Genomic DNA, 13,173 nt, shown 5'->3' on the forward strand with positions numbered 1-13,173 from the left:
CAGGATGCCCTCTCCTCTCTCCCGCAACGCCCTGTTTTGGATTGACAGACGGGGGCAATGTACTTTTGTATGATCGATATTACAAATGAATGTCAAACAGAATACACAACCGGGAGGAGACGGAATGAAGCGGAGAGTCTTGTTGTCTTGCGCGGCCACTGTCGCGCTGATCGCCAGTGGCGCTGTCGCCCAGAGCGACTGGAGCCTTGAGGAAGCAGCGAAGCCCTATGCGGGCACGACCGTAGATGTCGTTTTCTTGCTGCGGCCGGGATACGAAGCCATCGAGGCCATGCTGCCGGAGTTCGAAGAGCGGACCGGTATCAAGGTGAACATCATCAAGCATCCCTACGAGAACGCGCTCGGTGAGCAGGTTCGCGATTTCGTTGCGGGCGGCGATCTGGACATCGCCCTCATCGACCTCGTCTGGATCGGCAACTTTGCCGAGAACGAGTGGGTCGTGCCGATCGAGCAGATCCAGGCGGACTACCCCGATCTTGTCGACCCGGACCTGGATATCGACGATTTCTTCCCGCTGGTTTTGAACGCCTTCGGAGGCTGGAACGGCACCATCTACGGGCTGCCCTTCGACAACTATTCCGGCCTTCTGTTCTACAACAAGTGCATGCTGGAAGAGGCCGGATTCGACGGGCCGCCGGAAACCTGGGAGGAGCTGAAGGACACTTATGGCCCTGCGCTGACGAAGGACGGCAAGTACGCCTTCGCCCTCCAGTCGAAGCGGAACGAGACACAGTCGGCTGACAGCTTCGCCCGCGTGCTCTGGCCGTTCGGCGGGTCTTTCCTCGACGAAGAATTCCGCTCGAACCTGATGAGCGAGGAAAGCCAGGCCGGGCTGAAGTTCCGCCAGGATCTGATGCAATACATGCCAGAAGGGATTGTCGCCTATGACCACGCCGAGGCTGTGAACGGCTTCGCCCAAGGCGATGTCGCGATGATCACCGAATGGTCGGCCTTCTACTCGACGGTGGTGTCGCCCGACACGTCGGCTGTCGCAGACTGCGTCGAGATCGCGCCGGAACCGAAGGGACCCGCTGGCCGCAAGCCTGCTCTGGGTGGCTTCTCGCTGGCCGTGGCGAGCCAGGCCGACGAGGACGAGAAAGGCGCGGCGTGGCTGTTCATCCAGTGGGCAACCTCGAAGGAAAACGCGGGCGAGTATCTGGAACGGGGCGGCGTGCCTGCACGGCAGTCGGCATACGAGGACCCGGCTCTGGCCGAAACCTACAAGTTCGTTCCGGCACTGGTGGAAAGTTGGCAGGAAGGTGTGCCGGAGTTCCGGCCGCGGTTTGCCGAGTGGCCTGAGATTACCGAGATCGTACAGGAGTGGGGCACGAAGATGATGCTCGGCGAAGTCACGACCGAGGAGGGCGCTCAGGAAATCGGGACGCGCATGGAAGAGGTGCTCGAAAACGCGGGCTACTATTCCGGCGACAAGACTCTGGCCCAATAACCGATCACCCAGACTGAGGGTGCGGCGTTTGGCGCGCCGCACCCGACATCCTTTTTTGGCGGAGGTGAAGATGCGCGGACAGGCATCCAGGAAGACCATTCTCGCCTTCATCGGTCCTGCCGTGTTTGGGCTGGCGATCGTGGGTATCGCACCACTCCTTTACGCGCTTTGGACATCGCTGCACTTCTTCAACCTGACCAAGCTTCGGCAGATCGAGTTCATCGGGCTGGAGAACTACGCGAACGTTCTGACCGACGAAGTCTTCTGGCAGGCGATGGGGCGCACGTTCTTCCTGCTGGGGACCGCGCTCCCGCTACAAATCGGGTTCGGCCTCGGCATTGCTCTGGTGCTGCACAAACCGGGTCTCACGATTCTCAAGACGCTGACGCGGCTCAGCCTCGTCCTGCCGATGGCAACGACCTACGCCGTTGTCGGTCTGCTCGGGCAAGTAATGTTCAACCAGAAGTTCGGAGTCGTGAACCAGCTTCTGAATGGCGCGGACATCAACTGGATCGGCGATCCCACCAACGCCTTTGCCATGATCATCTTCTGGGACGTCTGGCAATGGACGCCGTTCGTTGCGCTTGTCCTTCTCGCCGGTTTGACGATGGTTCCAGGCGAAGTGGAGGAAGCGGCGCGGCTTGAAACGAAGAGCTGGTGGACAATTCTTCGCCATGTCCAACTGCCGTTCCTGATTCCCGGCCTTGTCGCCGTGTTGATCCTGAGAACGGCCGATACGCTGAAGCTTTTCGACATGGTCTTCACCCTGACCCGTGGCGGCCCGGGATCATCGACCGAGTTCATCTCCCTGATGATTCAGCGGGTGGGCTTCCGTGGCTTCGACCAGGGTCTTGCCTCCGCGCAGGCCGTCATCCTGCTGATCATCACGATCGTCCTGGCGCAGATCTATATCCGCGTCTTCTACAAGGAGGTGTAGAGATGGCCGTCACCCCTTCGGACGCCGATCCCGGCGTCTTCACGGCCGCGACCGGCACGAAACGACGCATCGCCAATCGGTCGGTGATCTGGCAAGTCGTCCTCCTGCTGGCAATCATGCTGGTCTGTGTATTTCCATTCTACTGGATGGTCACAACATCGCTGAAAACCCAGATCGTCGCGCTGGAAGCGCCACCGGTGTGGATTTTCGAACCGACGCTCGACAACTACCGCGAGGCGCTCTTCGAAGACGGAGTGCTGAGGACCTTGATCAACTCGCTCATCATCGCCGTGTGCACGACCGGACTGGCCCTCCTCCTGGGCGTTCCGGCGGCGTTCGCGCTCGCGCGGTTCGAGTTTCGCGGCAAGAAGGACCTGTGGTTCTGGTTCATCACCAACCGGATGGTGTCCCCGATCGTGCTGGCGCTGCCGTTCTTCCTGATCGCGCGCAATCTCGGCCTGCTCGACAAGCATATCACGCTGATCCTGATCTATCTGACCTTCAACCTCCCCATCGTCATCTGGATTGTGACCGACCAGTTTCGTGGCATTCCCTACGACCTGGACGAGGCCGCACGGCTGGAGGGGGCGTCTCAATTCACCATCATGCGGAAGATCTGCCTCCCCCTCGCAATGCCCGGCGTCGCCGTTTCGGCCATCTTCGCCTTCATCTTCTCCTGGAACGAATTGATGTTCGGGCTGATCCTGACGCGCTCGGAGGCGAAGACAGCGCCGGCCATGGCTGTCTCCTTCATGGAAGGCTACAACCTTCCCTACGGAAAAATCATGGCGACCTCGACGTTGATCGTCATACCCGTTCTGATCTTCGCGCTGATCGCATCCAAACAATTGGTTCGCGGACTGACCATGGGAGCGGTCAAGTGATGCGTCCTTCGTCCGGCCTGTCTCCCTCCATGCGGCGGTCAGTCCGGAACAACTCGCGGTGATCGGCCCGTGTCGCGACACATCAAAATCGACCAGATCGACACTGAGGAGCAGCTTTTGGTGCGACTCGCCTGGGCATGCGAAATCGAAGGTCTGACCCAGTCCGAAGCGGCAAACCGGTTCGGCACAACCCGTCTGCGGGTCAACAAGTCGCTGGCCGAGGCGCGACGGCGCGGAATTTTGCGGATCAGCATTGATTCCATTTACAAGGCCGCCGTGGAACAAGAATGGGCGCTGGAACGGGAGTTCGGCCTGGGGCGTGTCGTCGTCGTCCCGACCCCGGAAGATCCCGCCTCCGTGACGTCGCTCGTCAGCGCGGGGCTCGGCAGCTATCTCTATCCCGTGCTGACGGACCCCGAACTCAAGCTCTTCGGCATCGCGTGGGGCAATACGCTGAACCTCGCTACCCGCTTCATGCAGCCGATCAACCGTCCGGATCTCGAGATCGTCTCGATCATGGGCGGCGTGTCGCGGGGGTCTGACGTCAACGGCTACGAGATCACCACCCGTCTGGCGGATCTGTGCAATGCCGACCACAGCTTTTTCACCACGCCGCTCTTCGCCGGCAGCGCCGGAGGGCAGGCCATGTTCCTGCAGCAGGATGTCGTGGCGGAGATGCTGGGCAAGATCCGATCCTGCGACGCCGCCGCACTGGCGACCAGCGATCTGACCCATTCGCTCCTGGTGCGCGATGCCTTGCCGAAGGACATCGATCCCGCCGATCTGATCGCGCTCGGTGGGGTTGGGGACATCATGGGGTATGTTCTCGATTCCGAGGGAAACCTCATAGACCATGACATCAACCAACGGGTTATCGGCATCTCCCTGGATGAGCTCGACCGTATCCCGAACGTAATCCTTGCTGCGGGCGGTGCGCACAAGGTGCCCATCATTCGCGCCGCGCTTCGGCGCGGTTTCATCGATACGCTGGTGACCGACGCAAGTACGGCAGCGGCGTTGATGACCCGACCTGATTGAGACTAAGAGGAGTCATGACCATGCCCCAGGCGCTGGTGCTGGAAGAAACGAAACGCCTTTCGCTGCGGGATATCGACCTGCCGTCCGACGTTGGGCCGAAGGATGTGCGCATCGCGATCAATACGGTCGGCGTTTGCGGCAGCGACGTGCACTACTACACCCACGGCAAGATTGGCCATTTCGTGGTGAAGGACCCCATGGTTCTCGGCCACGAGGCGTCCGGCGTCATCACCGAAATCGGGTCGGAGGTGCGTCACCTGGCGGTGGGTGACCGGGTCTGTATGGAGCCGGGTATTCCGAACATGTCGTCGAAGGCAACCAAGCTGGGCGTCTACAACGTCGATCCCGATGTCCGCTTTTGGGCGACGCCGCCCATCCACGGATGCCTGACGCCATCGGTGATCCATCCGGCGGCATTCACCTACCGGATCCCCGACAACGTGAGCTTCGCCGAGGGGGCAATGGTCGAGCCCTTTGCGATCGGGATGCAGGCGGCGACGCGGGCAAAGATCCGACCGGGGGACATCGCACTCGTCACCGGCGCGGGGCCAATCGGCATCATGGTGGCCCTGGCCGCGTTGGCGGGAGGCTGTGCAAAAGTCTTCATCGCTGACCTCGTGGACGAAAAGCTCGGCGTGGCTGCGCAATATGGCAACATCCACCCGATCAACGTGACCCGCGACAACGCGGCCGCCGCCGTCGCCGAGGCGACCGGAGGCTGGGGGGCTGACGTGGTGTTCGAGTGTGCTGGGGCCGCGAAGTCCATACAGGGCGCGCTGGAGGCGGTGGCGCCCGCAGGGTGCGTCGTCTGGGTCGGGATGCCTGTCGACCCGGTTCCCTTCGATCTCGTTCTGGCGCAGTCCAAGGAAATCCGCATGGAGACCGTGTTCCGCTACGCGAATATGTACGATCGGGCGATCGAGCTGCTCGCCTCCGGCAAGGTCGATCTGAAGCCCCTTATCTCTGAGACCTTCGCTTTCGACGACAGCGTCGCCGCATTCGACCGAGCGGTGGAGGCCCGGCCCACGGACGTGAAGATCCAGATCAAGATGCCGGACGCATAAGGCATGGGGCTGGTCCGGGATCGCGCTCTGACCGGTGAGCGACCCGGGCCGGCAATTCCGTCGGCCAGGGAGGAACGGACTGTGTTTCTCCCCGCGCCGAAGGGGGCGATGTGCGGCTGACATTCGAACCGGGAGTAAACCCTTGGCAAACTGGCAAAAACGATTCAGCTTGGACGGCCGGACGGCCCTGATCACTGGGGCATCATCCGGAATCGGGTGGGCCATCGCGGACGTGTTTGCCGACGCCGGTGCTGATATCATCGCCCATGGGCGCGATACGGCGCGGCTTGCCGCACTCGGAGATATCGTGACGGGGAGGGGTCGCAGTTACGCCCCAGTTTCGGGCGATCTTGCCTCCGTCGAGGAAACGGCCGGCATCGCAGCGGCCGCTCTGGACGCGGCGGACAATCGGATCGACATTCTGGTGAATTCCGCCGGGATCGCCATTACCGGTCCGGCCGTCGATTACCCAATCGAGGACTGGGCGCGGACCCTGGCCGTGAACCTCACCGCCCCTTTCATTCTGTCGAAAGCTCTGCTGCCGGGCATGATGCATAGGCGCATGGGAAAGATCATCAACATATCCTCGCAGACGGGTGTGATCGCCCTTCAGGACCACGCCGCCTATGCCACCTCCAAGGGAGGACTGAACGCACTGACCAAATCGCTGATGACCGAAGCCGCCCCTTTCAACGTGCAGGTCAATGCGATCTGTCCGACCGTCGTTCTGACGGAGATGGGCAAGCAGCTCTGGTCCGCGCCGGAGAAGAAGGATCCGTTCATAGCACGCACCCCGCTCGGGCGGTTCGGGGAACCGGTGGAGATCGCCGACATGGCGCTTTACCTCGCCTCACCCGCATCCGATCTCGTCAACGGCGAGATCCTGATGATCGAGGGAGGCTATTCAAGCATTTAGGGAGGACCCATGACACAGGATCTAGACGGAAAGGTCGTCGCCATCACCGGCGCAGCGTCCGGTATCGGCTTGGAATGCGCGCGGCAGTGTCTGGCCGCCGGGGCGCGGGTGGCTCTGGTGGACCGGAACGAAGCGGCCCTGGCGAAGGCTTGCGATGATCTGGGTGATGGCGCGATTCCCATCGTGACCGATCTTCTGGACCCGGGCAGCGTGGATCGGATGCTGCCGGGCATTCTCGACGCCGCGGGCCGACTCGACGCGTTTCACGCCAATGCGGGGGCCTACGTGGGCGGCGATATTCTGGACGCGGATCCCGATCAGTGGGACATGGTTCTTAACCTGAACGTCAACGCCTGCTTCCGGTCCATCCATGCCGTGTTGCCCCATATGGCGGAGCAGAAGTCCGGCGATGTCATCATCACGAGCTCGGTCGCGGGTGTGATCCCTGTGGTATGGGAGCCGATCTACACGGCCTCCAAGCACGCCGTGCAGGCGTTTACCCATACCGTGCGACGTCAGATGTCCAAGCATGGCGTTCGGGTGGGGGCCATCCTGCCGGGGCCCGTCGTTACGGCGCTGCTCGATGACTGGCCTAAGGCAAAGTTGGAGCAGGCGCTGGAAGAGGGCAGCCTGATGCAGCCGAAGGAAGTCGCCGACTGTGTGGTGTTCATGCTGACCCGTCCGCGGAACGTTACTATCCGCGATCTGGTCCTTCTGCCGAATGCCGTCGATCTCTAGCACAAGGTCAAGTGACGGAGGTGGATGTTAGTCTTTAAGGGAGGGGTTGGGTCATGAAAGGGTTCGGTGTCCACACCAGCATGTGGACGATGCACTGGGACCGGGATGGCGCGGAACGCACGATCCCGGCGACCGCGGCCTACGGGATGGATTTCGTTGAGATCGCCCTGCTCGACACCTCCATCGTCGATGCAGCGCACACGCGCGCGCTGCTCGAGAAGCACGAGCTCAGGGCGGTCTGTTCGCTGGGCCTTCCTGAAGGAAGCTGGCCCTCCGTGGCGCCGGAGGCCGCTGTCGCCCACCTGAAGGATGTGTTCGAAACGGCTGCCGCCATGGGGGCCGAAGCTGTCTCTGGCGTGACGTATGGCGGGATCGGTCAGCGCTCCGGTGTGCCGCCCACCGAAGAGGAATACGACAACGTCGCCCGTGCGCTTCAGCAGGCGGCGGCGTATGCGAAGCGGCTGGGGCTGGCCTTCGGCATCGAGCCTGTCAATCGGTACGAAAACCACCTCATCAACACCGCGTGGCAGGCGCGCGACATGATCGAAAAGGTGGGCTCGGACAACATTTTCATCCACCTGGACACCTATCACATGAACATCGAGGAGAAGGGCGTCGCCAATGGCATCCTCGATGCCCGCGACCACCTGCGTTACATCCACCTGTCGGAAAGCGACCGGGGCACGCCGGGGGAAGGGTGTTGCGACTGGAACGAGGTATTCGGGACGCTCTCGGCGATCGGTTTTGAGGGGGGTATGGCGATGGAGAGCTTCATCAACATGCCGCCGCAGATTGCCTATGGTCTCGCCGTCTGGCGCCCCGTGGCGGACAGCTTCGAAGACGTGATGGACCGCGGCCTGCCGTTTCTCAGGAACAAGGCCAGACAATACCGTCTTGCGTGAATTGATCAGCCAGGGCGACACCGACCGCGGCCGTGAACCAGTCGTGAGCGATGTCACGGAACGCCAGCTAAACAGCGATCCGCCGCCCTGTATTCCAAGGCGAACGGTTCACTAACGCTATTCTGACTGCCCGCCTGAGGTACGGTCACGCGGCTGCGTAGCCAGCCTCCGCGATTGCGGACTTCAGCGCTTCGGGAGGCAGAGCGCTGTCGATCCTGACCGTGCGGTCTTTCAGGTCGCAATCGACTTTCGCGTCGGCATCCACTGCCTTAACGGCCTTCTCGATGGCAGCCGTGCAATGGCCGCAGCTCATCTCGGGAACGGAAAATTGAGTCATGGGTGTCTCCTTTGCGCAGTACATGGGAGTTTCCCACGCTGGAAGGTCAAGCGGACAGAGGGGCTTCCTACTGGCCGTGTTCGTGCGGTGCATCGCCGCGGGCGATTGCAAGGTGGTGCGCGCCGTGGTGCGTCCCGAGCGTAAGGATCCCGAAAAATCCCAGCCCCTGGATCAGGTCTCGCTGTTCCGGAGCGCCGGTGACGCGCAGGACGGCGCCATCGGGGAGAATTTCGAACACCTGTTGCAGCCCGTCGAAGCCGGTCATCGTTTCCGCGTGCGCGGAGACCATTCGGCGGATCGAGGCCGTCACGTCCGGATCGCCGGACATCACGCGAAATTCCGCGCCGTTCTCGAGGTCGCGTGCTTCGACACGGGAGCGCAGAGTGACGTTGTCCATGTCGACAAGGTGCTCTCGCAGGGCGTCAATGTCGACACGGGTCCAATCGGTGTCCGGGTCCGCCATGAGATCCGCGACAGTGTCCTGAATGACGGCGAAGGCCGCCTGTCCAGCCCCAGGCGCCACGTCGGCCGCGCCCATGGCGTTCATGTGTTGGGAATGGTCCTGCGCCGCCACGGGCGCGGACACGGCGGCAATTGCCGCTGCGAATATCACGTGTCGCACTGAAGTCTCCGGCTTTAATGCGGCGGAATGATACCGCGTCCCCCGGCATCAAGCCATTCGATAGTCGAGCGAACGGACGTCCGTGGACCGTTACGGCGGGAAGGGCCGCGGCGGCTCTTGACCTTCCAGTTAGTGGAAGCACTATCTGCTGCCTTGCCGAGTGTGTAGCTGGACCGGGAGAGCAACATGAGCACTTTGAATCTGTCCGTCGAGGGCATGTCTTGCGCGTCCTGCGTGGGGCGGGTCGAACGCGCGCTCTCGGCTGTTCCGGGCGTGGACAGCGCCTCGGTTAATCTCGCCAGCGAATCCGCGCAAGTTGAAATCTCCGAACCCGGCGGGGCAATTCGCGTGAGCGAGGCGTTGGAGAAAGCTGGCTACCCGGCGCGGGTCGGCGATGTCACACTCCAGGTCGAGGAGATGTCCTGCGCCTCCTGCGTTGGCCGGGTGGAGCGGGCATTGGCGCAGGTTCCAGGGGTGCTGGAGGCCTCGGTCAACCTCGCGAGCGAAACGGCGCGGGTTCGCTATCTGGAAGGCGGTGTCACGCCGGAAACACTGATCCGCGTAGCGACAGAGGCCGGCTACCCCGCGAAGCTGCCAGAAGGCACGGCCACCGCACCCGACGCAGGGGAGCGCAAGGACGCCGAAGCCGCCGAATTGCGTCGACTGACGCTGTTCGCCGGAGCGCTGGCCCTGCCTGTCTTCTTGATGGAGATGGGCGGCCACATGATCCCCGGCGTCCATCACTTCATCGGTGAGACGATCGGGCATCGCGCGAGTTGGATTATCCAGTTTGTCCTGACCACAATCGTTCTCTTCGGGCCGGGGCGCCGTTTCTATACCAAGGGCTACCCCGCGCTGCTCCACGGGGCGCCGGACATGAACAGCCTCGTCGCCATCGGCACCTCTGCGGCCTACGGCTATTCCGTGATTGCGACGTTCCTGCCGTTCCTGCTGCCCGCCGAAACCCGCGCAGTTTACTACGAAGCCGCGGCGGTGATCGTCGTTCTAATCCTTCTGGGCCGCTGGCTGGAGGCCCGTGCGAAAGGGCGCACCGGACAGGCGATCCGCAAACTCATGGGCCTGCAAGCCAAGTCGGCGCTGGTGGAGCGCGGCGGCGAGGCCGTTGAGGTACCTATCGAGCAGATCGTCGTCGGCGACCTCATCCGCGTCCGTCCCGGCGAGCGGATTGCCGTGGACGGCGAGGTCGTGCAGGGCGCGACCTACGTCGACGAAAGCATGCTGACGGGCGAGCCGATCCCGGTGCGAAAGTCCGAGGGGGACACAGTTGTCGGCGGCACGGTCAATGGCAATGGCGGGATCTCCTTCCGGGCGGACAAGGTCGGCGCGGACACGATGCTGGCCCAGATCATCCGCATGGTTGAGCAGGCCCAGGGCGCGAAGCTCCCTATCCAAGGGCTCGTGGACCGGATCACGCTGTGGTTCGTGCCCGCCGTCATGTCGGTTGCCGGGCTGACGGTGCTCGCCTGGCTCCTTTTCGGCCCGTCGCCGGCGATCACCTACGCCCTCGTGGCCGGGGTCGCTGTGCTGATCATCGCGTGCCCGTGCGCCATGGGCCTCGCCACGCCGACCTCGATCATGGTGGGCACCGGCCGCGCGGCGGAACTCGGCGTGTTGTTCCGCAAGGGAGATGCGCTGCAGCGCTTGCAGGAGGTTCAGGTCGTAGCCCTCGACAAGACCGGCACGATTACCGAAGGGAAGCCCGCGTTGACCGATATGGTCCTTGCAGACGGCGTTGACAGGGACGAGACGCTGCGCCTTGTTGCGGCCGTCGAAGGCAACTCTGAGCACCCCGTGGCAAAAGCCATCGTGGAGGCCGCGGGTAAGAGCAGAGCGTTGCCAGCGGTGACCGACTTTACCGCCATCCCCGGATTCGGGGTCCGCGCCACGGTGGAGGGGCACGCGGTGCTGGTGGGCGCCCGGCGTCTCATGGAGCGCGAGGGGATCGAACTCGGTCCGCTGGCCGAAATTGGATCGGACCTCGCCGCGGCTGGCAAAACGGCCCTTTTCGCCGCCGTGGACGGGGCAATCGCGGCGGCGCTTGCTGTCTCCGACCCGGTGAAACCCACATCGCGCGCGGCCATCGACGCCCTGCACGGGCTCGGTCTGCAAGTCGCGATGGTAACGGGTGACAGCAAGGCGACGGCCGACGCCATCGCGAGGGATCTCGGGATCGATCACGTGGTGGCCGAGGTGTTGCCGGACGGCAAGGTCGCCGCCTTGGATGCCCTGCGGGACGGGGAACGGAAACTCGCGTTCGTCGGGGACGGCATCAACGACGCGCCCGCGCTTGCCCATGCCGACATCGGTATCGCCATGGGCACGGGGACCGACGTCGCCATCGAAAGCGCGGACGTAGTTCTGATGACCGGTGATTTGAGAGGGGTGGTCAATGCCTTCGAGATCTCGGCGCGGACGATGCGGAATATCCGCCAGAACCTCGGCTGGGCGTTCGGGTACAATACGGCGCTGATCCCGGTTGCGGCCGGCGCTCTTTACCCGGCCTTCGGGATACTGCTGTCACCGGTGCTTGCGGCGGGTGCCATGGCCATGTCGTCGGTGTTCGTGCTGACCAACGCCCTACGCCTGCGCTTCGTGGAACCCGTTCTCTCGGACGCGCCGCCCCAGGCTGACCCCGCGCTGTCCACCCGCGTCGCCGTTGCAGAGTGAGGTGAACCGGATGAATATCGGAGATGTATCGGCACTATCCGGAGTCCCGGCCAAGACGATCCGCTACTACGAGGATATCGGCCTGATCGCACCGCCAAGGAGCGCCAATGGGTACCGCGTCTTCGGCGAGGCGGATCTTCACCGCCTGACCTTCTTGGGGCGCGCACGATCTCTGGGCTTCTCGATCGACGACTGCCGGGCCCTGTTGCAGCTTTACGAGGACAACACCCGCGCGAGCGCGGACGTGAAGCAGATTGCCCAGAAACACCTCGCCAGGATCGACGCCAAGGTCGAAGAACTGACGGCGATGCACCGGACCCTGTCCCACCTCATCCATGCCTGCGCGGGCGACAACCGCCCCGACTGCCCGATTCTCGAGGACTTGGCGACAAGCCCCGGTCCGACTCGCCGCAGTAAGGCTTAGGCAACAGGGCGGGCGCCGCCGTGGACGGGAATCGGGGGCGATCGCCTCAATGCCGGCTTTTTGCATTTCGGATCTGAGCAGGCTTTTGCCGATCGGGACTGCTACTGCCCTGGAACAGTTCGCCGCACCCAGTTGGTGTTTATCGGGCGGCAGGGGGGCGAGGGATGTCTGCAGCGCCCTTGCGGATGACACATGAGCAAGCGGACAAGCTCCGCTGGACCGTGGCCCACAGCGAGTAGATTTGGGTGTCGCTTCTCGTCGGGTGAAGCGCCGGGGAATAAACTTTTCTATAGTACTCTTGGAACAATAAGTGCCTGAGCGTGTTATTAAATACTTATGGGGTGCGATGACTTCGCGCGGCTGAATACTGTCTCCCCGGTCGACGACCAGGACGTTTATTTGGCTGCGCCGAACATCCCCGAGGCGGAAATCTGGCTGCTTAACAACCTGTTAAGTCGCGTTCACTGGCGCCTCATTTACCCGATCTCAAGCGCTCATCTCTAGCGTCCGCCGTGTCCCAAAGTTTCCGCGGTAGAGACGGTGCCCCAATTTCTGCCGCTTTCGAGGCAAATTCCAGCCTCCATTCTGCGCCAGACCTCCAGCCAGCCCACTTGGGAACACATGCCGGAGGCGCCGCGCGGGCGCCAGGGGCAGGGCCGGTCCGTTCGGAGGATCGACTCCACCATGATCGATAAAACGCGGGAAAGAGCAGATGAGCTTCACCGACACCTTCGATACGTATGACACATCCTTCTGGTACACGGCCGATTTCTCGATCGCGAACAAATGGCAGTGGACGGCCTGGGAGGCCGATTATGTGCGCGAGCACGGCGGCGAGATCTCCCTGAGCTTCGACACCACCGTCTCCACAGACAAGAAACACGTGAAGCCCTATACAGGTTCCGAAATTCAGTCGCGCGATTATTTCGGCTACGGCTATTACGAGGTGGACATGAAGGCCTCCGGCGAATCCGGGGTGGTGTCGTCCTTCTTCCTCTTCAACAACACCTTCTGGAGCGCCGATCACCACAACGAGATCGACTTCGAGTTCCTCGGCGGTGACACCACGGTCGTCAACATCAACTACTACTACGACGACATGCGGATGGGCGCGGAGAACGGCCCCGTCCAGATCGATCTGGGCTACGACGCGGCCGA

General features: G+C 62.7%; 13 protein-coding genes. 11 read left to right on the forward strand and 2 right to left on the reverse strand.

Annotation, left to right across the window (positions count from 1 at the left end; all coding sequences use genetic code 11):
• Positions 1-124: 124 nt before the first annotated feature.
• From BM075_RS17920 to BM075_RS17955, 8 genes are all read left to right on the forward strand, one after another.
• Positions 125-1,465 (forward strand): ABC transporter substrate-binding protein, encoded by a 1,341-nt coding sequence (locus BM075_RS17920; protein WP_093362065.1) that lies wholly within the window; start codon positions 125-127, stop codon positions 1,463-1,465.
• Positions 1,466-1,535: 70 nt separating this feature from the next.
• A complete protein-coding gene (locus BM075_RS17925) occupies positions 1,536-2,402 on the forward strand; it encodes a carbohydrate ABC transporter permease (protein WP_093362066.1) in 867 nt (288 codons plus the stop codon).
• A 2-nt stretch (positions 2,403-2,404) separates the two neighbouring features.
• A complete protein-coding gene (locus BM075_RS17930; protein ID WP_245758900.1) occupies positions 2,405-3,286 on the forward strand; it encodes a carbohydrate ABC transporter permease in 882 nt (293 codons plus the stop codon).
• A gap of 69 nt (positions 3,287-3,355) precedes the next feature.
• Positions 3,356-4,324: a sugar-binding transcriptional regulator gene (locus tag BM075_RS17935; RefSeq protein WP_093362067.1), complete on the forward strand. Its 969-nt coding sequence runs from the start codon at positions 3,356-3,358 to the stop codon at positions 4,322-4,324.
• Between the two features lie 20 nt (positions 4,325-4,344).
• Positions 4,345-5,388: an NAD(P)-dependent alcohol dehydrogenase gene (locus tag BM075_RS17940; RefSeq protein ID WP_093362089.1), complete on the forward strand. Its 1,044-nt coding sequence runs from the start codon at positions 4,345-4,347 to the stop codon at positions 5,386-5,388.
• 142 nt (positions 5,389-5,530) lie between these two features.
• Complete coding sequence (locus BM075_RS17945) at positions 5,531-6,304, forward strand: SDR family NAD(P)-dependent oxidoreductase (protein WP_218152876.1); 774 nt, start codon at positions 5,531-5,533, stop codon at positions 6,302-6,304.
• A 9-nt stretch (positions 6,305-6,313) separates the two neighbouring features.
• A complete protein-coding gene (locus BM075_RS17950) occupies positions 6,314-7,042 on the forward strand; it encodes an SDR family oxidoreductase (RefSeq protein WP_093362068.1) in 729 nt (242 codons plus the stop codon).
• 53 nt (positions 7,043-7,095) lie between these two features.
• Positions 7,096-7,944 carry a sugar phosphate isomerase/epimerase family protein gene (locus BM075_RS17955; RefSeq protein ID WP_093362069.1) on the forward strand — a complete coding sequence of 283 codons (849 nt, stop codon included), beginning with the start codon at positions 7,096-7,098 and terminating at the stop codon, positions 7,942-7,944.
• Between the two features lie 145 nt (positions 7,945-8,089).
• On the opposite strand, the gene BM075_RS17960 is transcribed toward BM075_RS17955, so the two are convergent.
• Entirely contained in the window at positions 8,090-8,281 is a 192-nt protein-coding gene (locus BM075_RS17960) for a heavy-metal-associated domain-containing protein (protein ID WP_093362070.1), read from the reverse strand.
• Positions 8,282-8,348: 67 nt separating this feature from the next.
• Positions 8,349-8,903: a hypothetical protein gene (locus tag BM075_RS17965; protein WP_093362071.1), complete on the reverse strand. Its 555-nt coding sequence runs from the start codon at positions 8,901-8,903 to the stop codon at positions 8,349-8,351.
• A gap of 186 nt (positions 8,904-9,089) precedes the next feature.
• Between BM075_RS17965 and BM075_RS17970 the strand changes: the two genes are divergently transcribed.
• The 3 genes from BM075_RS17970 to BM075_RS17980 form a co-directional block, all read left to right on the forward strand.
• The gene (locus BM075_RS17970) at positions 9,090-11,591 is read left to right on the forward strand and encodes a heavy metal translocating P-type ATPase (protein ID WP_093362072.1); all 2,502 of its coding nucleotides are present in this window, start codon (positions 9,090-9,092) and stop codon (positions 11,589-11,591) included.
• Positions 11,592-11,601: 10 nt separating this feature from the next.
• Positions 11,602-12,015 (forward strand): Cu(I)-responsive transcriptional regulator, encoded by a 414-nt coding sequence (gene cueR / locus BM075_RS17975; protein WP_093362073.1) that lies wholly within the window; start codon positions 11,602-11,604, stop codon positions 12,013-12,015.
• Between the two features lie 712 nt (positions 12,016-12,727).
• On the forward strand, positions 12,728-13,173 hold a 446-nt coding region (locus tag BM075_RS17980), incomplete at its 3' end, for a family 16 glycosylhydrolase (RefSeq protein ID WP_143089903.1).

It is taken from the genome of Tropicimonas isoalkanivorans, assembly GCF_900112335.1.
GTDB lineage: Bacteria > Pseudomonadota > Alphaproteobacteria > Rhodobacterales > Rhodobacteraceae > Tropicimonas > Tropicimonas isoalkanivorans.

Excerpts from the sequence above, each read along its gene's own strand:
- BM075_RS17955 (WP_093362069.1), top strand. The coding sequence starts at position 7,096 with ATGAAAGGGTTCGGTGTCCACACCAGCATGTGGACGATGCACTGGGAC.
- BM075_RS17960 (WP_093362070.1), bottom strand. The coding sequence starts at position 8,281 with ATGACTCAATTTTCCGTTCCCGAGATGAGCTGCGGCCATTGCACGGCT.
- BM075_RS17950 (WP_093362068.1), top strand. The coding sequence starts at position 6,314 with ATGACACAGGATCTAGACGGAAAGGTCGTCGCCATCACCGGCGCAGCG.
- BM075_RS17970 (WP_093362072.1), top strand. The coding sequence starts at position 9,090 with ATGAGCACTTTGAATCTGTCCGTCGAGGGCATGTCTTGCGCGTCCTGC.
- BM075_RS17930 (WP_245758900.1), top strand. The coding sequence starts at position 2,405 with ATGGCCGTCACCCCTTCGGACGCCGATCCCGGCGTCTTCACGGCCGCG.
- BM075_RS17920 (WP_093362065.1), top strand. The coding sequence starts at position 125 with ATGAAGCGGAGAGTCTTGTTGTCTTGCGCGGCCACTGTCGCGCTGATC.
- cueR (WP_093362073.1), top strand. The coding sequence starts at position 11,602 with ATGAATATCGGAGATGTATCGGCACTATCCGGAGTCCCGGCCAAGACG.
- BM075_RS17940 (WP_093362089.1), top strand. The coding sequence starts at position 4,345 with ATGCCCCAGGCGCTGGTGCTGGAAGAAACGAAACGCCTTTCGCTGCGG.
- BM075_RS17925 (WP_093362066.1), top strand. The coding sequence starts at position 1,536 with ATGCGCGGACAGGCATCCAGGAAGACCATTCTCGCCTTCATCGGTCCT.